Below are 25,406 nucleotides of genomic sequence, written 5' to 3'. Positions count from 1 at the left end.
CTCTTCTGACATCTGCGTACCGGTAGCAATTCCATATCATCGAAATTTCCCACGAAATAATCGTGCATTGCGCACGACCGCAGAAGAGCCATCGTGCAGGATGCGTCGCAGGAAATTTCCGAAGAGTACGTAACTTGTTGTTTTCATTGAAAATTTACAGCATCAAAAAACTGGCATGCAGGCTGCAATACCTCACTCAGCCCGGGCAGAACAGCACTGCCCTAACAGAACAAGCGTGAGGAACACAGGATGACTCGCCCAATCGCCACCCAAGTACGTATTTCGCCACTGCAGATCCAGCAAGGTCTGTTCGGTGTACTGGCGTTGCTGATCACCCTGATCGTCTGCCAGCAGTACATGAGCTGGGAAAACAGCCGTAAGCCCGAGCCATTGATTTCGATGCAGCACAGCACTCAGACGCACTTCAGTGCCGTGAGCAGCAGCCAGGCTGAAAACGCTTCGATGCACATGATCGATGTCGACCAGGCGCAACCGCTGGATCAATTGCCACGGGAAGAGCGCTGGGTTTTCTAAGTCAGTGAATACATTCGGGCGCGTAGCGCCGGAAACCGGAAACACCCCTAAATAGAGAAGTAAGGAGAATCACCATGTTGAGCTGGGCAATTACATTCTTGATCATTGCCATCATCGCCGCCGTTCTGGGCTTCGGTGGTATCGCGGGCACCGCCACGGGTATCGCCAAGATTCTCTTTGTCGTGTTCCTGGTGATGTTCATCGCTTCCTTCTTCTTTGGCCGTCGCGGCCGAGGTTAACGATGATCGGTCTCAAGACATTGGCCGCCGCCCTGCTTCTGGGCGGCAGTGCCATGGCCATGGCGGCCAATGACGGCCAGACCCGGGTCAACGAACTGCTCGCTTCCGACGCGCAGTACCGTGAAACCTGGGAAGGCGTGATCAAAAAGGAAGAGCGCGTACCGGATTGGGTGATCAACCTGTCCGGCACTTCCGAGCAACAGATGCACGCCGTTACGGAAGATGGTGATCAGTATCTGGTCGGCCCGCTCTGCGAGAGTCAGGACAAGTGCCTGAATCACCGGTTGATCGTGGCCTTCAGCTTCGACAAGGATGACGCCTACGCCATGCTGGTCGATGTGCCTGAAGGTCTGCCGCAGGACAAGTCGCCGACGCGCCACGCGACTTATCGCTTCTTCGGCAAACCTGATCAGGGCATGCAGGATCTGCTGATGGAAACCCTGAAGAAAGATCCGAAGTGGTACTGACGCAGGACGCGCAAAGGTTTCGAACACGAAAGCAGCGCCCCGCTGCTTTCCACTGCGCCGCCCGATGAGGGTCGGTGCATGACCAGGGGGCCGGGACGTTCTGACTGATGCAGAGTCGGAGTGACCTACGGGTACAGGGAGTACCTGCGCGAGGGCCGGGTCAGGGTAAAAGCTGCGCCGCAGGTTCGTCGACCCAATGGTCTGACGAATCTGCGCTGGGCTTTGAATCAGCTAAACCATTGATCCAGCGCGCCAATCCCCTTCTTTGAATCGTCGACACTGGGCGGAAAAACATTTCGCGGTGTTTCCTGACGACCGTATATCGACAAAGATCGCGCTCGATTCGTGTGACTCCTAGTCTTTCGATTTGGAGTTTTTCCGGAAATTTCCGCCAATTCCCGCTGTACAAAATTTGACCGCCCTAAGCTGTAATGGCCGGTTCACGGCACTTATGCCGGCTGAAATGTCACAATCGAACCGCTTGGGACGCCAGTTTCAATTGAAAAAGCTCATGCCGATTCGGCATAGGGTAGGCGTTTACGGCATTAGACGGCGCCACCTTGCATCGGAATAGTTGCGCCTTTTTTCGCCTGCCGAAGAGCCGTAAACACGCGCTTCGGGGCACCTTATACGGAGGCAGATGCACAGACTTTTCCGCTGATGAGCGTTCCAGTTCCTGCATGTGCCTGAGTCAAACGCAAGTAAGGGTAAAGATAATGAAGAAGGCAAAAATCAGCCTCGCCTGGCAGATCCTCATCGGTCTGGTTCTGGGGATTGCACTGGGTGCGTTGCTCAACCACTTCAGCGCCGAGAAGGCCTGGTGGATCAGCAACGTCCTGCAACCGGCAGGCGATATCTTTATCCGTCTGATCAAGATGATCGTGATCCCGATCGTCATCTCCTCGCTGATCGTCGGTATCGCCGGCGTGGGCGACGCCAAGAAGCTCGGGCGTATCGGCCTGAAGACGATCATCTATTTCGAAATCGTCACCACCATCGCCATCGTTGTCGGCCTGGTGCTGGCCAACGTGTTCCATCCGGGCACCGGCATCGACATGAGCACCCTGGGCACGGTGGACATCTCCAAGTACCAGGCGACCGCCGCCGAAGTGCAGCATGAACATGCGTTCATCGAGACCATCCTCAACCTGATCCCGTCGAACATCTTCGCGGCCATGGCTCGCGGCGAAATGCTGCCGATCATCTTCTTCTCCGTACTGTTCGGTCTCGGCCTGTCGAGCCTGCAGTCGGACCTGCGCGAGCCGCTGGTAAAGATGTTCCAGGGCGTTTCGGAAAGCATGTTCAAAGTCACCCACATGATCATGAACTACGCTCCGATTGGCGTATTCGCACTGATCGCGGTGACCGTCGCCAACTTCGGCTTCGCTTCGCTGTTGCCGCTGGCAAAACTGGTGATTCTGGTTTACGTCGCCATCGCCTTCTTCGCCTTCGTCGTGCTGGGCCTGATCGCCAAGCTGTTCGGCTTCTCGGTGCTCAAGCTGATGCGCATCTTCAAGGATGAGCTGGTGCTGGCCTACTCCACCGCTTCCTCGGAAACCGTGCTGCCACGTGTCATCGAGAAGATGGAAGCCTACGGCGCGCCGAAAGCCATCTGCAGCTTTGTGGTACCGACCGGTTACTCGTTCAACCTCGACGGCTCGACCCTGTACCAGTCGATCGCGGCGATCTTCATTGCCCAGCTGTACGGCATTGACCTGTCGATCAGCCAGCAACTGCTGCTGGTGTTGACGCTGATGGTCACCTCCAAAGGCATCGCCGGCGTACCGGGCGTGTCCTTCGTGGTGCTGCTGGCGACTCTGGGCAGCGTCGGCATCCCGCTTGAAGGCCTGGCGTTCATCGCTGGTGTCGACCGCATCATGGACATGGCGCGTACCGCACTGAACGTGATCGGTAATGCCTTGGCAGTGCTGGTTATCGCGCGCTGGGAAGGCATGTACGACGACGCCAAGGGCGAGCGTTACTGGAATTCCCTGCCGCACTGGCGCAGCAAGGAAAAACTGCCGGCTGGCGAGATTTCCAAGAACTGACACCCCCCTGTAGGAGCTGGCGCAGGCTGCGATCTTTTGATCTTGCTTTTAAAAAACAAAATCAAAAGATCGCAGCCTTCGGCAGCTCCTACAGTAGATTGAGGCCACCCAGTAAATCGGGGGGCGGCAGATCCATACGAACCCTGGAGAAATCCGGGGTTTGTCGTTTCTGGTGACCCCGCTATCATTCGCCGCATTCTTCGGGGGATTTGACTGATGCTTAATGGCCTGTGGCTTGGCTTCTTCATCGTGGCAGCCGTGTCGGCGCTGGCGCAGTGGCTGATCGGCGGCAACGCCGGGATCTTTGCGGCGATGGTGGAAAGCATTTTCGCCATGGCCAAGCTGTCGGTCGAAGTCATGGTGCTGCTGTTCGGCACCCTCACCCTGTGGCTGGGCTTTCTGCGCATCGCCGAAAAGGCCGGGATCGTCGAGTGGCTGGCCAAGGTCCTCGGCCCGCTGTTTCTGCGGCTGATGCCGGAAGTCCCGGCCGGCCACCCTGCCCTTGGCCTGATCACGCTGAACTTCGCCGCCAACGGTCTGGGCCTGGACAACGCCGCCACGCCGATCGGCCTCAAGGCCATGAAAGCGCTGCAGGAGCTGAACCCCAGCGCCACCATCGCCAGCAACGCGCAGATCCTGTTTCTGGTGCTCAATGCCTCGTCGCTGACCCTGCTGCCCGTGACCATCTTCATGTACCGCGCCCAGCAAGGCGCGCCGGATCCGACGCTGGTGTTCCTGCCGATTCTGCTGGCGACCAGTTGCTCGACCATCGTCGGCTTCCTCTCCGTTGCCTTCATGCAACGCCTGCGCATCTGGGACCCGGTGGTGCTCGCCTATCTGCTGCCCGGCGCGCTGATTCTCGGCGGCTTCATGGCCCTGCTCGGCACACTATCTGCTACGGCGCTGGCGGGATTGTCGTCGATCCTCGGCAATCTCACGTTGTTCGGCTTGATCATGCTTTTTTTGCTGATCGGCGCGCTGCGCAAGGTCAAGGTGTACGAAGCGTTCGTCGAAGGCGCGAAAGAGGGCTTCGATGTGGCGAAGAATCTTTTGCCGTATCTGGTGGCGATGCTCTGTGCGGTTGGCGTGTTGCGCGCCTCTGGTGCGCTGGATTTCGGCCTGGACGGTATTCGTCATCTGGTCGAGTGGGCCGGCTGGGACACGCGCTTCGTCGATGCGCTGCCGACGGCGATGGTCAAACCGTTTTCCGGCAGCGCCGCGCGGGCGATGCTCATCGAGACCATGCAGACCTCCGGCGTCGACAGCTTCCCGGCGCTGGTCGCGGCGACGGTGCAGGGCAGTACCGAAACCACGTTCTATGTGCTGGCGGTGTACTTCGGCGCGGTGGGGATTCAGCGCGCACGGCATGCGGTGGGGTGTGCGTTGCTGGCGGAGTTTGCTGGTGTGGTGGGCGCTATCGGGGTCTGCTACTGGTTCTTTGGTTGAGCAAAATTCCCATGTGGGAGCGAGCCTGCTCGCGAAGACGGAGTGTCAGTCAACGCTTAAGTGACTGATACACCGCTTTCGCGAGCAGGCTCGCTCCCACAGGAGTTGTGGTGTGTCAGCGCGGTTGCGGGGCGAGTTTCTGGCCTTGCTCCACGGCCCAAGCCACAACCTTGGCCGTCAGGCGATCACTGGCCTGGCCAAACCCGGCGACCACCGCTGGCACCTGCACATCATTCAACGACTGGCGCTCTTCAAAACGGCGGCTGGCGAGGATGCGCTGGTCGTAACCACGCACCAGCAACGCATCAACCCGCACCACAACGCCGGCCTGGGTGCCCTGATATTCCGTCTGAAACGCCTGCAAACTACCGCCCAGTTCCAGATCCGCCTGGAAGTTGCTGTCGTCGGTGCTCAGCAACGTCACTCTGCCGTCACGCTGGAATCCATCGAGCAGGCGATTGCGCAGCAGCACCGGCGCCGGATCACTCCAGCGCGAGCCTTTGTAGCTGCTGATCACATCGCCCTGCGGGATAACGGCAATGCTCGGCCGGTTCAGTGCTTCGCTGGCCTGCAATTTATTCAAGCGCAGCGACCACGACTGCGCCGCCGCCGGGCTGGCCGAGGCGGGCGCTTGCGCGGCGGGCAGGCGGTAGACATCCGAAGGTTCCGACTGGGGCAAGATCGAGCACGCGCCGATCAGGGTCAGGCCAGCGCCGAGCAGGGCGATTCGAGTCAGTTTCATGGGGTGAATTCCTTGTTCTTGTCGCTGCCCAGCAGGTAGCCGCTGGGATTGGCCTCAAGGCGCTGGGAAATCGCGCGCAGCGAGGTCAGCGTCTCGCGCAGTTCGCGAATCGCCGGGGCCAGGCCGTTGAGGCCCTGCATGCCGTTATCCAGCGAGTTCTGGTTTTTGCTGAGCAAGCCGTTGATGGTCACGCTGCTTTGCTCCAGCGACTTCATCGCCTGCTCGGCGCTGCCAAGGGCCTGTTTGCCCTGATCGTTGAGCAGGCCGTTGGCGTTGCGCATCAGCAGTGAGGTCTGCTCGAGCATGCTGCCGGCCTGTTTGCCGACCGTTGCCAGTTGCTGCATGGCTTGCTTGATGTCGCCGCGCTGGTCATTGATGGTGCCGGTGGTCTGTTCCAGATGGGCGAGGGTCTTGCTCACGCGCTCGACGTTTTCCGCGGAGAACATGTGGTTGGCGTTTTGCAGCAGGGCGCTGATGCCGGTCATCAAGTCGCTGCTGTCGTTGAGCAGACGCGAAATAGGCGAGGGCGAGGCGACCAGCGTTGGCAACTTGCCGTCATGCCCGCGCAATTTCGGGCTCTCGGGTGTGCCGCCGCTGAGCTGGATGATCGACGTGCCAGTAATGCCGGTCAGTGCCAGCTTGGCCTGGGTGTCTTCCTTGACCGGCGTGTCGCCCGCCAGACGAATCCGCGCCAGCACCCGGCGCGGGTCCTGCGGATCAAGGCGCAGGCTGACCACGTCACCGACCTTGATGCCGCTGTACTGCACCGAGCTGCCCTTGGACAGACCGCTGACCGCCTCGTTGAACACCACTTCGTAATCCTTGAACTCGGTGTCGACGCTGGACTTTGCCAGAAACAGGCCGAAGAGCAGGGCGCCGGCCACGACGATCACCGTGAACAGGCCGATCAACACATGATGGGCTCGGGTTTCCATATCAGACCTCGTTGAGCAGTTTGGCGGCGTCCAGCGCCGAGCGGCCGCGCGGGCCGTGGAAGTATTCGTGAATCCACGCGTCGGCGGTTTCCGAGACAACGTCGATAGGGCCGGCAACCAGCACTTTCTTCTGCGCCAGCACCGCCACGCGATCGGTGATGGTGTACAGCGTGTCGAGGTCGTGGGTCACCAGAAACACGCTCAGCCCCAACGCATCGCGCAGGGTCAGGATCAATTGATCGAACTGCGCCGCGCCAATCGGATCGAGTCCGGCGGTGGGCTCATCGAGAAACAGAATGTCCGGATCCAGCGCCAAAGCCCGCGCCAGCGCCGCGCGCTTGATCATGCCGCCAGACAGCGACGCCGGGTATTTATCCGCCGCCGACAACGGCAGCCCGGCCAGCGCCAGTTTCACCGCCGCCAGATGCTCGGCGTCGTGACGGCTGAGGCCGGCGTGTTCGATCAGGGGCAGGGCGACGTTCTCGGTCACGGTCAGCGACGAGAACAGCGCGCCTTTCTGGAACAGCACACCGAAGCGCCTTTCGATCAGCGAGCGCTCATGCTCGGGCAGATTCGGCAGGTTCTGGCCGAAGACCTTGACCATGCCCTCGCTGGGCCGATTCAGCCCGACGATGCTGCGCAGCAGCACCGATTTGCCGGTACCGGAGCCGCCAACCACGGCGAGGATCTCGCCCTTGTACACGTCCAGATCAAGGTTCTCGTGCACGCTCTGCGGGCCGAAGCGATTGCACAGGCCACGGACTTCGATCACCGCCTCCGAGGGCGCGCGGGGTAGACGACTCACCAGCCCATCTCCATGAAAAACAGCGCGGCCACCGCATCAAGCACGATCACCACGAAAATCGACTGGACCACGCTGGAGGTGGTGTGCGCGCCGACCGATTCGGCGCTGCCGCTGACCTTGAAACCTTCCAGGCAACCAATTGCCGCGATCAGGAAGGCGAAGATCGGCGCCTTCACCAGCCCGACCAGAAAATGCTGAATGCCGATGTCCGATTGCAGTAGCGAAAGGAACAATGCCGGCGAAATGTCCAGCGACACCGCACAGACCACACCGCCGCCGACGATCCCCGAGAGCATCGCCAGAAACGTCAGCATCGGCAGCGCCACCAGCAGCGCTAGCACACGCGGCACCACCAGCAATTCGATCGGGTCGAGGCCAAGGGTGCGGATCGCGTCGATTTCTTCGTTGGCCTTCATCGAGCCGATCTGCGCGGTGAATGCACTGGCGGTGCGCCCGGCCATCAGGATCGCCGTGAGCAACACGCCGAATTCGCGCAGGAACGAGAAGCCGACCAGGTCCACGGTGAAAATCGTCGCGCCGAAACTGGCCAGTACCGTGGCGCCAAGAAACGCCACCACCGCACCGACCAGAAACGTCAGCAAGGCCACGATCGGCGCAGCGTCGAGGCCGGTCTGCTCGATGTGCGCGATCATCGGCGTGATCCGCCAGCGCTTGGGCCGCAACAGACCACGGGCGATGACTTCGAGAATCAGGCCGACGAAGCCGAGCAGTTGCAGCGTGTCGGTCCAGACCTTGTCCACCGCGCGGCCGATGCGCGTCAGCAGTTGCACGCTGACGCTGACTTCCGGCTCCTTGATCGGCACGCAGAAATCACTCAGCGAGCAGTACACGGTTTGCAGCAAGGCGCGGTCGGCAGTTGAAAGGGTGCAATCGGGGTGTTCGGCGGTTTTGCCCAAGCGCTCGGAACCGAGCAGCTCGACCAGCAACGAGGCGCCGGCGGTGTCCAGGGCTCCGAGGCCGTTCAGATCGATGGAAGTGTTGGCGTCGTACTGGCCGCGGAGCTTTTCGCTCAGATGCTTGAGCGCGGTGTAGTGGGCGAGCGTCCAGTCGCCGCTGACCCGCAGACGGGCAGGGCTGAGCGCGGTGTCCAGGTGGGCACTGCCGGGGGTTGGGCTGCTGGTCATAAGCTCCGTGCTTGTACGGCCGTTACGAGATCCTACGTAATAGCACGAACCGGATTACTTTTCTTTGGCCGGTGTGCTGTCGGTAATTGCGAAACGCAGCACGCCGATCAACTGGCCATCCTCGGTCAGCACCCGCACCTGCCACTTGCCCGCCGGGTTGCCGGGGAAATTCTGTTTGTGCGTCCACGCCCGGTAGCCTTCCTTGCGCCCGCCATGGATGTCGAGGGCGATGCGGTCGACCTCTTTGCCGTTGAAGGTCCACACGTGATAAATCCGCTCGTCGAGACCGCGCGGCGCGTTGATCGCAGTGTAGGCGTAGAGTCCGCCGCTGCGGATCTGCTCGGCACTGACGGTGTCGAGGCTGGCGCCGGGGGTGCGATCCTGCAACTGCGTGCTGATCGCTACGTCGGTCATCCACAGCGTTGCCGGCGGCACCCACGAACGCAGCGCCCAACCGACGCCGCCGATGCCGAAAGTAATGAACAGAATCGCCAGGGCATTACGCACCGTGCGGATCGGGAAGATCGACGCCAGGCTCGGGAACGACAGCAGCACGGCAATCCCCAGCGCCCATTTGAAACTCTGCGCGGTGGTCAGGTGCATGATCACCGGCAACGCAGTGAGCAGGGCGGCGAACAGGGTCAGGGTGTGCAGCGCGAGAAACGCCCAGCGCCGTGGCGCCAGCCATTTGTAGTACAGCGGATCGACGATGGAGATCAGTGCGGCAACGCTGAGCAGCCCCGTGAAGACAAACTGGCCGCTGTTCCACGTGGTGGTGATGAAAAAGAACGGCAGAACGAAAAACAGGCTTTCCTGATGGATCATCTGCGTCGCGTAGCGCAGCAGCGGCTGGGGAATCTCGCGCTTGAAGATCCGTGTGAACAGGCCGGTCAGGGTGTTTTCCAGCATCAGCCAGATCCAGCTGAGCAGCATGATCACCGTGATCCAGCTGGCCAGGCCCTGTTGGCGATCGACGAGGATGAAACTGCCGACCCCGGAAATGAAACCACCCGCCGCGATCAACCCGGGGTAGCGCTTCATCAGCTCGAGAAGGCGCTGGATAAGGAGGGTCAGTTTTGGCATTTTGGCGGTTCACGACGATATGGGGAAAATCCCGGAAAGGTTAACGCCGCATGACCCCTGTGGCGAGGGGATTTATCCCCGATCGGCGGCGCAGCCGTCGTAGATCCTGCGAGCGAATTTTGTCTGGATATACCGAGCTGCCCTTATTGGGGCTGCTGCGCAGCCCATCGGGGATAAATCCCCTCGCCACAAGTGCTCACTCACCACAGGATTAATGGCTTCCAGCAATTTTGTGGCGGCGATACACACGCCAGCCGATCAACATCAGCAGCACCAGACCGACCCCGCCTGCAGCCAGCCACAACACCTGATCATCACTGATCAACGGCTTCTCGATCCGGATATACCCCGGCTGCAGCAACAGCTCGCGCATGGCCTTGTTCGCCGCTTCCAGCGTCACCCCTTGCAGCTCGCGCGCGGGATTGGCAAAGCGGCCATCCTGATAGTCGGCCAACGCGCTCCAGTAATAGTCAGCCAGTGCGCTGTTGCCCTGCACGGCCCAGGCCTGGTGAGCGATGGCGGCTTGTTTGATGCGGGCGAAGGTGCTCGGGTCGAGGCCGTTTTTCAGCAGGTCGGCCTTGAGGTCATCGAGCACTTGAATGGCTTCGTCGACGTCATCGCGATCCAGGTCAGCGTTGAGGCTCATGAAGCCGACACCGCCGAACACTTCGCGCTCGGCCCACGGCCCGTACGACAAGCCATGGTTGAGACGAATCTGCCGGTACAGCGCCCAGTCGAGGTAATCCTTCAGAATGTCGAACGTCTGATCGTACTGATCGTCGAGCACCGGTTCCGGCACCAGCCAGTGCAGCTTGGCGCTGTCGCCGATAAAGCCACGGGTGAGGGTGCGTTCATGGGCGGCGCTGGTGCGGATGTCCGGCAGCGCGCGGTGCTCGCTCGGCTCGACCGGCTCCAGCTCACCCCAGGTACGCTCCAGATAGGCCGGCAGCAGTTTGTCGAGTTCGCCGACGACGATCAGGGTCATGTTGTTCGGCGCATACCAGGCCTTGCGCACCTTCTCCAGTTGCTCTTGGGTCAGATGGCCGACTTCGGCGCGCTGCGGGCATTTCAGTCCCAGCTCGACAGCCAGTTGATTGCTCGCGGTATGACCGAGGTCCTGACGGTCGAGGAAACGTTGCAGCCTGGTGTAGTGCCCGCCGTCCTCACGCTCGACCACCCGTTTCGCCGCGTTGATTGCGTTGTCGTCGATGCGTGTCTGGGTCAGCAGCGCGAGCAGCAGGTCGAGCACCTTGCGCTGGTTTTTCGCCGGGGCTTCGATGACGAACGTGGTGTCGGCATTGCTGGTGAACGCATTCCAGTCCCCGCCCAGCGCCTGCATGCGTTCTTCCAGGCCGCCTTCGCCAGTGGCGTCGATACCGCTGAACAGCAAGTGTTCGAGCAAATGCGGCAGCTCTTTTTCGTCGCAGTCGAAGTCATCGAGGCCGACGCCGACCACCAGCCGGATCGCCACATGCCCACGCTCGGTGCCGGGTTTGAGCATCAGCTGTAAACCATTGGGCAGCGCATAGCCTTCGACCTGAAACCGATCCAGGGCAAAAGCGGGCAGGGAACCGAGCAACAGACAGGCAAACAACAGGCAACGCATAACAGGCTTCCATACGGCTGATTTGGAGATCCGTGTCGTCAGTCAGGTCCCCATCGCTGGCAAGCCAGCTCCCACAAGGATCTGCGGCACTTACAAAACCCTGTGGGAGCTGGCTTGCCAGCGATGACGGTCTCAAGGCTGAACCACTGTAACTGACTGACCCCAGCCTCAGACGTTCAAGGCGAATGCGTAATGTCGGCCATGTCATCCACGGCCAGCGCGCCGGTGTCCGCCGTTTCCAGCACCACATAGGCGCTGCTGCAGAACAGCGAATTGAGCCGTTTCATGTCGGCGATCAACTCCAGATGCAGCGAGCTGGTCTCCAGGCTCTGAACGATCTTGCGTTGCAAACGGCTGACATGCGCATGGGCCAGACGCCGTTCCTGCGCACGAAAGCGGCGTTTCTCCCGTAACAACTGCCGCGCGCTTTCGCGGTCGCCGCTGAGAAACACCGACAGGCCCAGGCGCAGGTTGGCGATCAGTTGCTGTTGCAGCCCGGCAAGATCTTCCAGGCCTTCTTCGGAAAACGAACGACGCTGCGAAGTCTTCTGCTGCTGGATCTTGCGCAGCATGCGCTCGATCAGGTCTGCGGCGAGTTTCAGGTTGATCGCCAGTTCGATGATCTCGGCCCAGCGCCGACTGTCGTGCTCGCCGAGATCCTCGCGGGGCATCTGCGCCAGATACAGCTTGATCGCGCTGTACAGCGCTTCGATGTCGTCGGTCAGTCGGCGCATCTCCTGGGTGACGGCGGTCTGCTTGCCGCGCAACACATCGAGGGAGGCGTCGAGCATGTTGTCGAGCAGATCACCCATGCGCAGGGTTTCCCGCGCGGCATTGGCCAGCGCCAGGCTCGGCGTGACCAGCGCGGTCGGGTCGAGATGGCGTGGTTTGGCGGCGCCGTTGACCTCCGGCCGCTCGGGCAGCAGCCACGCACAAAGCCGCGCCATCGGCCCGACACTGGGCAGCAGGATCAGGCAGCGCGCGGTGTTGTAGAGCAGGTGAAAGCCGATGACCATTTCCTGCGGGCTGAAATCGAGGCTGTCGATCCAGTGCACCAGCGGGTCGAGCACCGGGATGATCAGCAGCAGGCCGATCAGTTTGTACAACAGACTGCCCAGCGCAACCTGGCGGCCGGCGGCGTTCTGCATGCTGGTGCTCATGAAGGCAAGAATGCCGCTGCCGATGTTGGCGCCGATCACCAGACCGATCGCCACCGGCAAGCTGATCACCGCAGCCCCGGCCAGCGTGGCGGTGAGCAGCACGGCGGCGAGGCTGGAGTAGGAAATCATCGCAAACAGTGCGCCGACCAGGGCATCGAGGAGGATGTCGCCGGTCAGCGAGGCGAAAATCACCTTCACCCCCTGCGCATGGGTGATCGGCGCAGCGGCCTCGACGATCAATTGCAGGGCGAGAATGATCAGCCCCAGCCCGATCGACACCCGGCCCATTTGCCCGAGCCGCGTCTGTTTGCGCGACAGAAAGAAAATCACCCCGAGGAAAATCAGCAGCGGCGATAGCCACGACAGATCGAGGGTCAGCACCCGCGCCATCAACGCGGTACCGACATCGGCGCCCAGCATGGTCGCCAGCGCCGGGGTCAGCGCCATCAAACCCTGACCGACAAACGAAGTGACCAGCATCGCCGTGGCGTTGCTGCTCTGCACCATGGCGGTGACGAGAATACCGGCGATGAACGCCAGCCATCTCTTCGACATGTTCTGGCCGATGACATGTCGCAGATTGGTGCCATAAACCCGCAGGATGCCGGTTCGGACGATGTGCGTGCCCCAGATCAACAGGGCGACGGCGGACAACAGATTGAGCAGGGTGAGCATGCAGACCCCCTGTAGTAGCAGCGCCCCAGAGGGGCAAGTGGAAGGCACCGCGCGGTTTCTACGTTCTTGATACTTAAGCTGTAGTTGGCTAACGGCCTCGGCGCCAGCATTGCACAGCTAAAGCGTGGATTGAAACAAAAGTGTCATGAAAAGCGCTTCATACACTCCCTTTAAATCAACGCCGTCTCCTGTGGGAGCTGGCTTGCCAGCGATGGCGTCAGCACAACCAACATTGATGTCGCCTGACACTCCGCTATCGCTGGCAAGCCAGCTCCCACAAGGTCCGCAGTGACTGAATGTTGCACAAACAAATGTGGGAGCGAGCCTGCTCGCGAAAGGGGTGGATCAGCCAACATTTCAGTCGACTGACACTCCGTCTTCGCGAGCAGGCTCGCTCCCACAGGGGGTACTGCGTATTGCCGGACTAGCAGATTACTGGCCCGGGACATCCTTGCGCAGTTTCACCGGATCCTGCTGCTGTCTCTTCTTGGCCATCGCGCCGCGCAGTTTGATGTTGATAGCCTCAACCGCCAGCGAGAACGCCATGGCGAAGTAGACGTAGCCTTTTGGCACGTGCACGTCGAACGATTCGGCGATCAGCACGGTACCGACCACCAGCAGGAAGGACAGGGCGAGCATTTTCAGCGACGGGTGCTTGTCGATGAATTCGCTGATCTTGCCCGAGGCCAGCATCATCACCAGCACTGCCACGACGATCGCCGCGACCATGACCGGAACGTGGGAAACCATGCCGACGGCGGTGATCACCGAGTCCAGCGAGAAGACGATATCGATGATCGCGATCTGGATGATGGTGTAGAGGAAGTTGCCGCCCTTGCCCGATGGCGCGTCGTCGCTTTCGTCTTCGCCTTCCAGCGCGTGGTACATCTCCTGCGAGCTTTTCCACAGCAGGAACAGGCCACCGAAGAACAGGATCAGGTCGCGGCCGGAAATGCCCTGGCCGAACACTTCGAACAGGTCGGCGGTGAGGCGCATGACCCAGGTAATCGACAGCAGCAACAGGATCCGCGTGACCATGGCCAGGCCAAGACCGAAGATCCGTGTGCGCTGCTGCATGTGTTTCGGCATGCGGCTGACCAGGATCGAAATCATGATGATGTTATCGATACCGAGGACGATTTCCAGGGCGGTCAGGGTAAAAAAGGCAACCCAGATTTCGGGGTTGGTCAGCCAATCCATGTGTATTCCTTTGAGCGAGTGTTAAACCGAAAAAGGTCCGGGCTTCAAACCGCGAAGCCGGGACCCGTAACGGTGAGTCTTGGGCTTATAGAGTGCTGAACAGCGGGAAAGTCCCCAACAGCAGTGCAGCAATCAGAATGCAGATACACACCAGGATCGCCCATTTCAGGGTGAAACGCTGGTGATCACCGAAATCGATGCCGGCCAGCGCCACCAACAGATAGGTCGACGGCACCAACGGGCTCAGCAAGTGGACGGGCTGGCCGACGATCGAGGCACGGGCCATTTCCACCGCAGTGATCCCATAGTGGCTGGCCGCTTCGGTCAGCACCGGCAATACACCGTAATAGAACGCATCGTTGGACATGAAGAAGGTGAAGGGCATGCTCACCAGCGCCGTAATCACCGCCAGGTACGGGCCGAGGAATTCCGGAATCACCGCCAACAGGCTCTTCGACATCGCATCGACCATGCCGGTGCCCGACAGGATACCGGTGAAGATACCGGCCGCAAAGATCAGCCCGACCACTGCCAGCACGCTGCCGGAATGCGCGGCGACGCGATCCTTCTGCATTTGCAGGCATGGGTAGTTGACGATCATGGCAATACTGAACGCCACCATGAACAGCACCGGCAGCGGCAACAGACCGCCGATCAGCGTGCACATCAGGCCGAAAGTCAGTGCGGCGTTGAACCAGATCAGCTTCGGACGGCGTGCGTCGGGGAATTGCGAGACGCTGATTTCACTGTGATCGATCTCGTCGCCGACCAGGTGCAGCTCGCCGAGGCGGGCACGTTCACGCTTGCCGTAGAAGTAGGCAATCACCAGGATCGCCAAGACACCGGCGGCCATGGCCGGGATCATCGGTACGAAAATGTCCGACGGATCGACATGCAGGGCACTCGCCGCGCGGGCGGTCGGGCCGCCCCACGGGGTCATGTTCATCACGCCACCGGCGAGGATGATCAGACCGGCCATGATTCGCGGGCTCATGCCGATGCGGCTGTACAGCGGCAGCATCGCGGCCACGCAGATCATGTAAGTGGTCGCGCCGTCACCATCGAGGGAAACGACGAGCGCCAGAACGGCGGTACCGACCGAAACTTTCAACGGGTCGCCCTTGACCAGTTTGAGGATCTTGCGCACGGCCGGGTCGAACAGACCGGAGTCGATCATCAGGGCGAAATACAGAATGGCGAACATCAACATCACGCCGGTCGGCGCCAGTTTGGTGATGCCTTCAAGCATCATCGGGCCGATCTTCGGCGCGAAACCACCGAACAGGGCGAACAGGATCGGGATGATGATCAGGGCGATCAGCGCGGACAGGCGCTTGGTCATGATCAGGAACATGAACGTGATGACCATGGCGAAGCCAAGGAAAGTCAGCATGGGAATACTCCAGGCGTAGCGCGGCTAGTTGAATGAGCGGATCGGGCGGGATCAGCGCAGAACGGGAGGCGCGAGGCGTACGGGCGGAGTGACCAGCAGGAAGCGGGAGAAACGGCGGGTTGCAGAAGACATCAGAATCACCATTGTTGTTGTTAATTGGGCCGGGCCTGTGGAAAAAACACAGGGCTTGGGCCAACCGGTCTGTTGCCGGGAGTGGGGCGATCCTAATCGGGGAAGCTTTCAGCTACCTTTCGCGACAGAAAGCGATGAATGAATGGTCAACCGGCGGTCGGATGCAGCGACAGCCAATGAATACGGGACGAGAAGCGATACGAGGGAACGGATAGAACAACGCTGGCTGGCAGCCTGGACATATTCGTTATCAGTTCAGTCCAAGCACTTGGTTAAAAAATCGACAGATCCAGCGGCCGCACCGCGCCCATCCAGATCGCGTGTTCGGTGTGGTCGAGCAGGTCATCGCCAGTGTCCGGATGCAGGAACACCACCAACCCCTTGCGGTTAAGCGCCAGCCACGGCAGCACCTCGCCGATCAGCTCGGGACCGAAAGCCAGTTGGCAGCTCCAGTCGGGGTGCGGCCCCACCGGGCGTTCGTGCACGCGGCCCATTTTCAGCGCAAACAACTGCGCGGCCTGCTCGCACAAGGCCCGCGCCTGGTCGATGCTTTGTGCGTCGAAATAGACATGGGCGTGATAACCCTTGATCCCTTGCATCGTGTCGCCTCTCAATCGGTTCGAACCCTTGGCTGTTTACACCGTCACAGGTCATATAGGACAACAATAAGGAAAACAGCCATGAAAAATGCCGAGACCCCAGTGGTCAAAGTGGTGCTTTATGGTGCCATGGCCAGCCTGGGCGGTGCATTGATGGCTGAATTGCTGCGTCGCCAACACGAAGTCATCGCCATTCTCGACGATCTCACCGCACTCGCGCCGCGTCCGGGGTTGCGCACCAAGACCGGCGATCTATTCGATGCCGAGCGGGTCAATCAGAGCGTCGCCGGCAGTTCGGCGGTGATCTGCCTGCTGGACGCGCCGGGGCTGCCGTTCAGCAGCGACCACGTTGAGCGCTCGGTGACGCTCGGCCCAGTGGAGCAGGTGCTGGCAGTCGACGCCTTGGTCGAAGGTTTGCAACTGGCCAGCGTGCCGCGCCTGTTTCTGGTCGGCAACTTCGGTGTGCTCGACGAGCCTGACAATGACGAGCGCCTGCAACGTCACGCTGCCGAAGAAATCCTCGAGGCGGTACAAAGCAGCTCACTGCGCTGGACCTTGGTCAATGCGCCCCATGGAGTGGCCGGATTGACCATCGAGCACTTCAGTCAGGTCGGCGGCAATCTCGAACCGGGATTGGCCGAACCGCTGGAACGCTTGAACCGTGTCGCGGTGGGGATTGCCGATGAACTGCGGTTGAACCTGCATGTGGGGCAGCATGTGAATTTTGTGGCGGCTTCTGATTCGTAAAAGATCGGACGATCTTTTGCTCTTCACACCGCAATCGAGGGCAGGGCCAGACCGTTAAGCGATTCGGCACTGCTGGCCTGTTCCGCCATCAACCAATCAACAAATTCTTGAATCAACAAACCTCGACGTTTGCGTTGCGGTAACACCACGTAATACCCCAGCCGCGACAGCGTGGTTTCCGCCAGCGGTCGGCACAGCAAACCCTGCACCAGCAAGTTATCCACAAGGTGGCGCCAACCGATTGCCACGCCTTGCCCGCCGATCGCCGCCTGGATCAATAACGTGTAATTGTCGAAGCGCAGCTGCCCCGGCGCCGGCGGCGTGGTCAGGCCAAGTTGACGGAACAGCCCGCTCCAGTCGAACCAGTTGCTGCTGTTTTCACCACGCAGATGCAGCAGCGGCAATTCCAGCAGGGCCTGCGCGGGCAACGGCAATGAACGCTCCTTGAGCAGCAGCGGGCTGCACACCGGGAACACTTCTTCGCTGAACAGCCAGTGGCTCTCACCCTGCTTGAATCGACCATCGCCAAACAGGATCGCCACGTCGATGTCGGTGCGCAGCATGTTGTGGTTGCGCTCGCTGGTGACCAAGCTGACATCGATATGCGGATTGGCCTCATGGAAGCGATGCAGGCGCGGCATCAGCCAATAAGCGGCGAAAGCGAAATCCGTGGCCACTTGCAGCACTTCATGTTGCTGCTGAGTGCTGATTGCGCTCAATCCTGCATCGATATTCTGCAAACCGAGGCTAACTTGCTCGAAAAGCAGGGCGCCCACCTCAGTCAATTCGATGCCCCGGTAGATCCGATCGAACAGGCGTGTGCCGAGCTGCTCCTCCAGACGTTTTATCTGCTGGCTGATAGCCGGTTGCGTGGTGCCAAGCTCAACCGCAGCAGCGGTAAAACTGCGATGGCGGGCCGCCGCTTCAAAAGCGCGCAGCAGATCGAGGGAGAGGTCACCGAGGGCGTCATACATAAGCTGTACTTATCCTAGTCATTGTCCGGCGCGGGCTTTACCGGAAGAAGCATGGAATCCATGCTCGATCGCAGCACTCTCGCATAAATATTCAACATGGAATGACGCGATCACATGAAGCGCAAGAACATTCTTTTCATCATGGCCGATCAAATGGCCGCGCCAATGTTGCCGTTCTACGGCCCATCGCCAATCAAACTGCCGAATCTGTCCCGCCTCGCCGCCCAAGGCGTGGTGTTCGATGCTGCTTATTGCAACAGCCCGCTGTGCGCGCCGTCGCGTTTCACCCTGGTCAGCGGCCAGTTGCCGAGCAAGATCGGCGCCTACGACAACGCCGCTGATTTCCCCGCCGACATTCCGACTTACGCGCATTACCTGCGGCGTCTCGGCTACCGCACCGCGCTGTCGGGCAAGATGCATTTCTGCGGGCCGGACCAGCTGCACGGTTATGAAGAACGCCTGACCAGCGATATCTACCCGGCCGATTACGGTTGGGCGGTGAACTGGGACGAGCCGGACGTGCGGCCGAGCTGGTATCACAACATGTCTTCGGTATTACAGGCCGGGCCGTGCGTGCGCACCAATCAGCTGGATTTCGACGAAGAGGTGGTGTTCAAGGCGCAGCAATATCTTTTCGATCACATTCGCGAGGATGGCGAGCAACCGTTCTGCCTGACCGTGTCGATGACCCACCCGCACGACCCGTACACGATTCCCAAGGCTTTCTGGGATCTGTATGACGATGCCGATATCCCGTTGCCTACAGCCTTGAACCAGGACGAACTCGATCCGCACTCGCAACGTCTGCTCAAGGTTTACGACCTGTGGGACAAGCCGCTGCCTGTGGATAAAATCCGCGATGCCCGTCGCGCCTACTTCGGTGCTTGCAGCTATATCGACGCCAATGTCGGCAAACTGCTGCAAACCCTCGAGGAAACCGGGTTGATCGACGACACCGTCATCGTCTTCTCCGGTGACCATGGCGACATGCTCGGCGAGAAGGGCCTCTGGTACAAAATGCACTGGTTCGAGATGGCCGCGCGGGTGCCGCTGCTGATCAGCGCACCGGGACAATTCGAGGCGGGCCGGGTCAGCGCCGCCGTATCCACCGCCGACCTGCTGCCGACGTTCGTGGATCTGGCCGGTGGCACGCTTGAACCAGGCTTGCCACTGGACGGTCGTTCGTTGCTGCCGCACCTGCAAGGGCAGGGCGGGCATGACGAGGTGTTCGGCGAATACATGGCCGAAGGCACTGTGAGCCCGCTGATGATGATTCGCCGGGGCGCCTACAAATTTATCTACAGCGAAAGCGACCCGTGCCTACTCTTCGATGTGGATAACGATCCGCGCGAAGAAGAAGAGCTGAGCCAATCGCCGCAACATCGTCAGCTGTTCGAAGACTTTCTCGCCGAAGCGCGGGCCAAGTGGGACATTCCGGCGATCCATCGGGACGTGCTGGCCAGCCAGCGCCGACGCCGTTTCGTCGCCGATGCGTTAACCATCGGCAAGTTGAAGAGCTGGGATCACCAGCCGCTGGTCGATGCCAGTCAGCAGTACATGCGCAACCACATCGACCTTGATGATCTGGAGCGCAAGGCCCGTTATCCACAACCCTGCCCAAACCAAAAATGTTAAGGGGAAGTCCATGCGCAAGTTATCCACAGCTGTCACTGTCGGCCTGATCGCATTGAGCAGCGCCTCGGCGTTCGCCGAGCAAAGCTGCGAGACCGTGAAGATGGCCGATCCGGGCTGGAGCGACATCGCCGCAACCAATGCCATCACCGGGTTTCTGCTGGACGGCATGGGCTATAAGGCCAAAGTCGACACCCTTGCGGTGCCGATCACCTTCGGCGGCTTGAAGGATGGCCAGGTTGACGTGTTCCTCGGCAACTGGATGCCGGCGCAGCAGGGCTTCTATGACAAGTTCGTCGCCACCGGCGATGTGACGCAATTGGCCAAGAACCTGGAAGGCACCGAATTCACTCTCGCCGTCCCCGACTATGTCTGGGAGGCAGGCGTGCATGATTTTGCCGACCTGAACAAATTCGCCGACAAGTTCGACAAGAAGATCTACGGCATCGGCTCAGGCGCGCCGGCGAACATTTCGCTGCAGGAGATCATCAAGAAGAACGACTTCAACATGGGCCAGTGGAAGCTGATCGAGTCCAGCGAACAGGCGATGCTCGCCGAAGTGTCGCGGGCGGTGAAGAAACAGAAATTCGTCACCTTCCTCGGCTGGACCCCACACCCGATGAACGTGCAGCTGAAAATGCGTTACCTGAAGGGCGGCGAAAAATACTTCGGCGATACCGGCAGCGTATTCACCCTGACCCGTAAGGGCTACGCCGAGGCCTGCCCGAATGTGGGCAAGTTGCTGACCAATCTTGCGTTTACCCAGGACATGGAGAACAGCATCATGGCCGAGGTGGTGAACAAGAAGATCAGCAATGCCGAAGCGGCGAAGGCGTGGATCAAGGCCAATCCGGCGGTGCTGGACAAGTGGCTGGACGGGGTGAAGACCGTGGATGGCAAGGATGCGTTGGTGGCGGTGAAGGCCAAGCTTTGATCTCAGTGTTGCTGGAATAGCGTTCGGCTGGAGATTTTTTCCCCCTCACCCCAGCCCTCTCCCCCAAGGGGGCGAGGGGGAAAGGGAGCCGATCGCTGTTGAATCAAAACTTGCGTTCAACGCCGAAATCGCAGGTCGGTGAATCTTCAACAAACAGCTCGGTCAGTCCCCTCTCCCTCAGGGAGAGGGCTAGGGTGAGGGGCCTTTACACCTGACACCCTGATAACCTTGAACAAAACCCCAACCGCGAGGACCCATGGCCTTCCCCAGCCGCCATTCACTTTTTCCTTTCCTGAGCTGGTTGCCACGGCAAACCCGCGCCAGCGTCGGGCGGGACCTGATCGTCGGCCTCAGCGGTGCGATTCTCGCCTTGCCCCAGTCGATTGCCTACGCGCTGATTGCCGGACTGCCACCGGAATACGGCCTGTATGCGGCGATCATCCCGGTGTTGATCGCCTGCCTGTGGGGGTCGTCATGGCATCTGATCTGCGGCCCGACGGCGGCGATTTCGATTGTCCTGTACGCCAGCGTCAGCCCGCTCGCGGTGCCGGCTTCCGAGGACTACATCACCCTGATCCTGCTGCTGACGTTCCTTGCGGGGATTTTCCAGTGGTTGCTCGGCTTGCTGCGCTTTGGCGCACTGGTGAATTTCGTTTCGCATTCGGTGGTGCTCGGCTTCACCCTCGGTGCCGCCGTGGTGATCGCCATCGGGCAATTGCCCAATCTGCTCGGGCTGGAATTGCCGGCCAACACCACAGCGCTCGCCAGCCTGATGGACCTGTTGCGGCATCTGGGGGCTGTGGATAAGCCTTCGCTGATGCTCGGCGTCGGCACGGTAATCGTCGGCGTGGCCCTGAAAAAACTTCTGCCGCGCTGGCCGACGCTGTTGCTCACGCTGGTGCTGGCCAGTCTGCTGGTGTGGATCTGGCCAGCGATGTTCGGCCATGTGCATCTGGTCAGCGCTTTCGTCGGACGCCTGCCGCCGTTCAGTACGCTGCCGCTGGATCTGGAGGCTATCCTGCGCCTGCTGCCAAGCGCGGTGGCAGTGGGCATGCTCGGGCTGGTCACCAGCCTGTCGATTGCCCGCTCGATTTCGGCGCGGTCGCAGCAGTTGCTTGATGCCAATCAGGAAGTCCGCGCGCAGGGTTTGTCGAACATCGTCGGTGCGTTCTTTTCCGGGTCGCTCTCAGCCGGATCGTTTACCCGCTCGGGATTGAGTTACGAGGCGGGTGCCTGCTCGCCGCTGGCCGGGGTGTTTTCGGCGCTCTGGGTGGCGCTGTTCGCGGTGTTCGGCGCAGGGCTGATCGCGCACATCCCGATCCCGGCCATGGCCGGCAGCATCCTGTTGATTGCCTGGGGTCTGGTCGACCACCGGGGCATTCGCGCCTTGCTGCGGGTCAGCCGCGCCGAGTTCGTGGTGATGGCCCTGACCTGTCTCGCGACCTTGCTGCTGGAATTGCAGACGGCGATTTACGCCGGGGTGCTGGCGTCGCTGTTTTTCTACCTCAAGCGCACCTCACAACCACGGGTACAGCATTGGCGCGACGGTGACGACGATGTGTTGCGCGTGGGTGGTTCGATCTTCTTCGGCGCCAGCCATTACCTGCAAGTGCGCCTGCAACGCCTGCATGGCGCACGGGTGGTGATCGAGGCGCAGCAGATCAACTTCATCGATTATTCGGGGGTGGAGATGCTGCATCAGGAAGCGCGACGCCTGCTGGGCCAGGGTCGCAGCCTGACCCTGCGCCGGGCGCGGTCGCCGGTGGTGGAGGAGTTGAGGAAGCTGGAGGGGGCGGAGAAGTGCCCAATCAGGTTTGAGGATTGATCTGATATCGCGGTGGTGATGCGATTCGCGAGCAGGCTCGCTCCCACATTGATCGTATTTCAATGTGGGAGCAAAGCTTAAAGGGCCAGTTGGCGGCGCAGTTCGGCGAGTACCGGCGCGGTATCCGGGCGTACGCCACGCCACAGCCAGAACGCCTCGGCTGCCTGTTCGGCGAGCATGCCCAGACCATCCATCGCCAGCGCCGCGCCGTGCTCAGTGGCCCAGCGGCAGAACGCGGTCGGTTCCTTGCCGTACATCATGTCGTAGCACAGCGTCTGGCCTGGCTCGATCAGGCTTGGCGCAATCGGCGGCACGTCACCGGTCAGGCTGGCGGAGGTGGCGTTGATGATCACGTCCACCGGTTCGCGCAGCCAGTCGAAACCACTGGCCGACACCGGCCCGAGGTCGCAGAACAACTCGGCCAGCAGTTCAGCCTTGTCCACGGTGCGATTGGCGATGATCACCGAGGCCGGCTTCTCCGCCAGCAATGGCTCCAGCGCACCGCGCACCGCGCCGCCAGCGCCGAGCAAAAGGATGCGCTTACCGGTCAGGCTGAACCCGGCATTCACCGTCAGATCGCGGACCAGGCCTGCGCCATCGGTGTTGTCGCCGAGCAGTGAGCCATCGTCCAGTTTGCTCAAGGTGTTCACCGCACCGGCGCGCTGCGCGCGGGCGGTCAGGCTGTTGGCCAGACGGTAGGCGTCTTCCTTGAACGGCACCGTCACATTGGCGCCGCGCCCTTCGCGAAAGAACGCCTTGGCGCAGCCGACAAAATCATCCAGCGGCGCCAGCAGCGTGCTGTAGTCGAGGCGCTGGCCGGTCTGTTCGGCGAACAACTGGTGAATCATCGGCGACTTGCTGTGGCCGATCGGATTACCGAAAACGACGTAACGATCCATCACCCGTCCTCAGGCCTCGGCCAGCCAGTCGCGATCCTGCAGGAAGTAATCGGTCAGGCGCGCTTCTGCGCTGCCCGGCTCGGCCTTCCAGTCATAGCCCCAGCGCACTTGCGGTGGCAGCGACATCAGAATCGATTCAGTGCGGCCACCCGATTGCAGACCGAACAGCGTGCCACGGTCGTAAACCAGGTTGAATTCGACGTAGCGGCCTCGGCGGAATTCCTGGAATTCGCGCTGCTGGGCAGTGAAGGCGTCATTCTTGCGCCGCTGCACGATCGGCAGGTAGGCCTCGATATAGGCATCGCCGATGGCGCGCATGAAGGCGAAACTGGTGTCGAAATCCCACTCGTTCAGATCGTCGAAGAACAGACCGCCAATGCCCCGTGGCTCATGACGATGCTTGATATGGAAATAGGTGTCGCACCAGGCCTTGTAACGCGGATAGACGTCCGCACCGAACGGCGCACAGGCTTGCTCGGCGACGCGGTGCCAGTGGATGCAGTCTTCTTCGTTGCCGTAGTAGGGCGTCAGATCGAAACCGCCGCCGAACCACCAGACCGGTTCTTCGCCTTCTTTTTCAGCAATGAAAAAACGCACGTTGGCGTGGGAGGTCGGCACATGCGGGTTGTGCGGGTGGATCACCAGCGACACACCGAGCGCCTCGAAACCACGCCCGGCCAATTCCGGCCGATGGGCGCTGGCCGATGGCGGCAGGCCGCTGCCAAACACGTGGGAGAAATTGACGCCGCCCTTTTCGATCAGCGTGCCGTTTTCCAGCACACGGGTACGCCCGCCACCGCCCGCCGGCCGGGTCCAGGCGTCTTCGACGAAGCATTTGCCGCCGTCTTCGGTTTCCAGTGCAGCGCAGATGCGGTCTTGCAGATCGAGCAGATAGGCCTTTACGGCGTCGGTGCGGGTCGTCATGGCTTCACCTTGAATCGGGCGGCGCCCCGGCAGGCGGGCGGCGCAAATGGGCGCGTAGCATACCATCGCAGACCGGCGCGCCGCAGTTGACGAAGATCAAGCAGGGGAGTTGGATAGAGGGCTTAGCAACGACCCAAGGAGAGCAGGCAGATGGCAAAGCGTATCCAGTTCCGCGCCCACGGCGGTCCCGAAGTGCTCGAACATGTTGACTACGAACCCGCTGCGCCCGGGCCGAATCAGGTGCGCGTGGCCAATCAGGCGATCGGCCTGAATTTCATCGACACCTATTACCGCAGCGGCCTCTATGCACCACCCGCGTTGCCGTCCGGCCTGGGTTCTGAAGGCGCCGGCACGGTCGAAGCGGTGGGCAGCGACGTCACCCGGTTCAAGGTCGGCGATCGCGTGGCATACGGCAGCGGCCCGCTCGGCGCCTACAGCCAGTTGCATGTGCTGCCGCAGGACAATCTGGTGCACCTGCCCGATGAAATCAGTTTCGAAACTGCCGCCGGGGTCATGCTCAAGGGTCTGACGGTGCAATATCTGCTGCGCCAGACCTACCAACTGCAGGGCGGCGAAACCATTCTGTTCCACGCCGCAGCCGGTGGAGTCGGCTCTCTGGCCTGCCAATGGGCCAAAGCGCTGGGCGTGAAGCTGATCGGCACCGTCAGCTCGAAGGAGAAAGCCGAACTGGCCAAGGCCAACGGCGCCTGGGCCACCATCGACTACAGCCATGAAAACGTTGCCGAGCGCGTGCTGGCGCTGACTGACGGCAAGAAAGTCCCGGTGGTGTATGACGGCGTCGGCAAGGACACCTGGCTCACGTCCCTGGACAGCGTGGCACCACGTGGCCTGGTGGTGAGTTTCGGCAATGCTTCGGGCGCAGTCGACGGCGTCAACCTGGGCATTCTTGCCGCGAAGGGCTCGTTGTACGTCACCCGGCCTACGCTGGCGACCTACGCCAACAACGCCGAGAACCTGCAGCGCATGGCCGACGAGCTGTTCGAGATGATCATCAGCGGCAAGCTGAAGGTCGACATCAGCCAGCGCCATGCATTGGCCGATGCGGCAAAAGCACAAACCGAACTGTCGGCACGGCGCACTACCGGTTCCACGATTCTGTTGCCATAACGCTTCAAGTTGATACTCGGTGAACTCTTCCATGAGTTCGCCGAGTATCTTTCAGCTATATCAAGTACATCTTCCGGTGAAGTTTCTTCGCCGCTGGCCTACGACCGGAAAACTTCCTGCGCAACTTCTTCGAC

General features: G+C 60.8%; 23 protein-coding genes. 10 read left to right on the top strand and 13 right to left on the bottom strand.

Translation table 11 applies throughout. The features are described from left to right. Positions 1-249 precede the first annotated feature (249 nt). From AB4N85_RS22050 to AB4N85_RS22030, 5 genes are all read left to right on the top strand, one after another. Entirely contained in the window at positions 250-534 is a 285-nt protein-coding gene (locus AB4N85_RS22050; RefSeq protein WP_122880233.1) for a hypothetical protein, read from the top strand. A 74-nt stretch (positions 535-608) separates the two neighbouring features. Further along, a complete protein-coding gene (locus AB4N85_RS22045; protein ID WP_003177151.1) occupies positions 609-773 on the top strand; it encodes a DUF1328 domain-containing protein in 165 nt (54 codons plus the stop codon). Positions 774-775: 2 nt separating this feature from the next. Further along, entirely contained in the window at positions 776-1,240 is a 465-nt protein-coding gene (locus AB4N85_RS22040; RefSeq protein WP_252868537.1) for an inhibitor of vertebrate lysozyme family protein, read from the top strand. Positions 1,241-1,956: 716 nt separating this feature from the next. Then, on the top strand, positions 1,957-3,288 hold the full coding sequence (gltP, locus tag AB4N85_RS22035) for a glutamate/aspartate:proton symporter GltP (RefSeq protein WP_039757150.1): 1,332 nt from the start codon (positions 1,957-1,959) through the stop codon (positions 3,286-3,288). Positions 3,289-3,504: 216 nt separating this feature from the next. After that, a complete protein-coding gene (locus AB4N85_RS22030) occupies positions 3,505-4,734 on the top strand; it encodes a nucleoside recognition domain-containing protein (RefSeq protein WP_071173947.1) in 1,230 nt (409 codons plus the stop codon). A gap of 115 nt (positions 4,735-4,849) precedes the next feature. Here AB4N85_RS22030 and AB4N85_RS22025 read toward each other — a convergent pair whose 3' ends face one another. The 10 genes from AB4N85_RS22025 to AB4N85_RS21980 form a co-directional block, all read right to left on the bottom strand. After that, on the bottom strand, positions 4,850-5,476 hold the full coding sequence (locus tag AB4N85_RS22025) for an ABC-type transport auxiliary lipoprotein family protein (RefSeq protein WP_252868536.1): 627 nt from the start codon (positions 5,474-5,476) through the stop codon (positions 4,850-4,852). After that, on the bottom strand, positions 5,473-6,411 hold the full coding sequence (locus tag AB4N85_RS22020) for an MlaD family protein (protein WP_016772359.1): 939 nt from the start codon (positions 6,409-6,411) through the stop codon (positions 5,473-5,475). Before AB4N85_RS22020 ends, AB4N85_RS22025 begins: the two co-directional genes overlap by 4 nt. 1 nt (position 6,412) lies before the next feature. Next, entirely contained in the window at positions 6,413-7,216 is an 804-nt protein-coding gene (locus tag AB4N85_RS22015) for an ABC transporter ATP-binding protein (RefSeq protein ID WP_071173945.1), read from the bottom strand. Further along, complete coding sequence (locus tag AB4N85_RS22010) at positions 7,213-8,361, bottom strand: ABC transporter permease (RefSeq protein WP_252868535.1); 1,149 nt, start codon at positions 8,359-8,361, stop codon at positions 7,213-7,215. Before AB4N85_RS22010 ends, AB4N85_RS22015 begins: the two co-directional genes overlap by 4 nt. Positions 8,362-8,415: 54 nt before the next feature. Further along, positions 8,416-9,444 (bottom strand): DUF5924 family protein, encoded by a 1,029-nt coding sequence (locus AB4N85_RS22005; RefSeq protein WP_041476494.1) that lies wholly within the window; start codon positions 9,442-9,444, stop codon positions 8,416-8,418. A gap of 211 nt (positions 9,445-9,655) precedes the next feature. Further along, positions 9,656-11,050 carry a M16 family metallopeptidase gene (locus tag AB4N85_RS22000; RefSeq protein WP_076564800.1) on the bottom strand — a complete coding sequence of 465 codons (1,395 nt, stop codon included), beginning with the start codon at positions 11,048-11,050 and terminating at the stop codon, positions 9,656-9,658. Between the two features lie 176 nt (positions 11,051-11,226). Beyond that, a complete protein-coding gene (locus AB4N85_RS21995) occupies positions 11,227-12,885 on the bottom strand; it encodes a Na/Pi cotransporter family protein (protein ID WP_252868534.1) in 1,659 nt (552 codons plus the stop codon). 432 nt (positions 12,886-13,317) lie between these two features. Beyond that, positions 13,318-14,085, bottom strand: coding sequence for a TerC family protein (locus tag AB4N85_RS21990; protein ID WP_122698793.1), 768 nt, complete (start codon positions 14,083-14,085; stop codon positions 13,318-13,320). Between the two features lie 85 nt (positions 14,086-14,170). After that, positions 14,171-15,478, bottom strand: coding sequence for a CitMHS family transporter (locus AB4N85_RS21985; RefSeq protein ID WP_056791180.1), 1,308 nt, complete (start codon positions 15,476-15,478; stop codon positions 14,171-14,173). Between the two features lie 404 nt (positions 15,479-15,882). Next, positions 15,883-16,209: a DOPA 4,5-dioxygenase family protein gene (locus tag AB4N85_RS21980; protein ID WP_076564780.1), complete on the bottom strand. Its 327-nt coding sequence runs from the start codon at positions 16,207-16,209 to the stop codon at positions 15,883-15,885. 81 nt (positions 16,210-16,290) lie between these two features. Between AB4N85_RS21980 and AB4N85_RS21975 the strand changes: the two genes are divergently transcribed. Further along, complete coding sequence (locus tag AB4N85_RS21975) at positions 16,291-16,956, top strand: NAD(P)-dependent oxidoreductase (RefSeq protein ID WP_041476500.1); 666 nt, start codon at positions 16,291-16,293, stop codon at positions 16,954-16,956. A 23-nt stretch (positions 16,957-16,979) separates the two neighbouring features. Here the strand turns inward: AB4N85_RS21975 and AB4N85_RS21970 are convergent, their stop codons facing one another. Continuing rightward, positions 16,980-17,930, bottom strand: coding sequence for a choline sulfate utilization transcriptional regulator (locus tag AB4N85_RS21970; RefSeq protein WP_252868533.1), 951 nt, complete (start codon positions 17,928-17,930; stop codon positions 16,980-16,982). A gap of 114 nt (positions 17,931-18,044) precedes the next feature. On the opposite strand from AB4N85_RS21970, the gene betC reads away from it, so the two are divergent. From betC to AB4N85_RS21955, 3 genes are all read left to right on the top strand, one after another. Next, a complete protein-coding gene (gene betC / locus AB4N85_RS21965) occupies positions 18,045-19,565 on the top strand; it encodes a choline-sulfatase (protein ID WP_252868532.1) in 1,521 nt (506 codons plus the stop codon). Between the two features lie 10 nt (positions 19,566-19,575). After that, positions 19,576-20,496, top strand: coding sequence for a choline ABC transporter substrate-binding protein (gene choX / locus AB4N85_RS21960; RefSeq protein ID WP_041476503.1), 921 nt, complete (start codon positions 19,576-19,578; stop codon positions 20,494-20,496). 256 nt (positions 20,497-20,752) lie between these two features. After that, on the top strand, positions 20,753-22,321 hold the full coding sequence (locus AB4N85_RS21955) for a SulP family inorganic anion transporter (protein WP_252868531.1): 1,569 nt from the start codon (positions 20,753-20,755) through the stop codon (positions 22,319-22,321). 77 nt (positions 22,322-22,398) lie between these two features. Here AB4N85_RS21955 and aroE read toward each other — a convergent pair whose 3' ends face one another. Next, positions 22,399-23,220, bottom strand: coding sequence for a shikimate dehydrogenase (gene aroE, locus AB4N85_RS21950; protein ID WP_252868530.1), 822 nt, complete (start codon positions 23,218-23,220; stop codon positions 22,399-22,401). Positions 23,221-23,229: 9 nt separating this feature from the next. Continuing rightward, the gene (gene hemF / locus AB4N85_RS21945; RefSeq protein ID WP_150743210.1) at positions 23,230-24,144 is read right to left on the bottom strand and encodes an oxygen-dependent coproporphyrinogen oxidase; all 915 of its coding nucleotides are present in this window, start codon (positions 24,142-24,144) and stop codon (positions 23,230-23,232) included. A 150-nt stretch (positions 24,145-24,294) separates the two neighbouring features. On the opposite strand from hemF, the gene AB4N85_RS21940 reads away from it, so the two are divergent. Continuing rightward, positions 24,295-25,272 carry a quinone oxidoreductase family protein gene (locus AB4N85_RS21940; protein ID WP_236167872.1) on the top strand — a complete coding sequence of 326 codons (978 nt, stop codon included), beginning with the start codon at positions 24,295-24,297 and terminating at the stop codon, positions 25,270-25,272. Positions 25,273-25,406: the final 134 nt, after the last annotated feature.

This window comes from Pseudomonas sp. H1_G08 (assembly GCF_054681355.1).
Note: the sequence above shows the minus strand (reverse complement) of the source record. Positions and strands in the feature narration are given on the sequence as shown.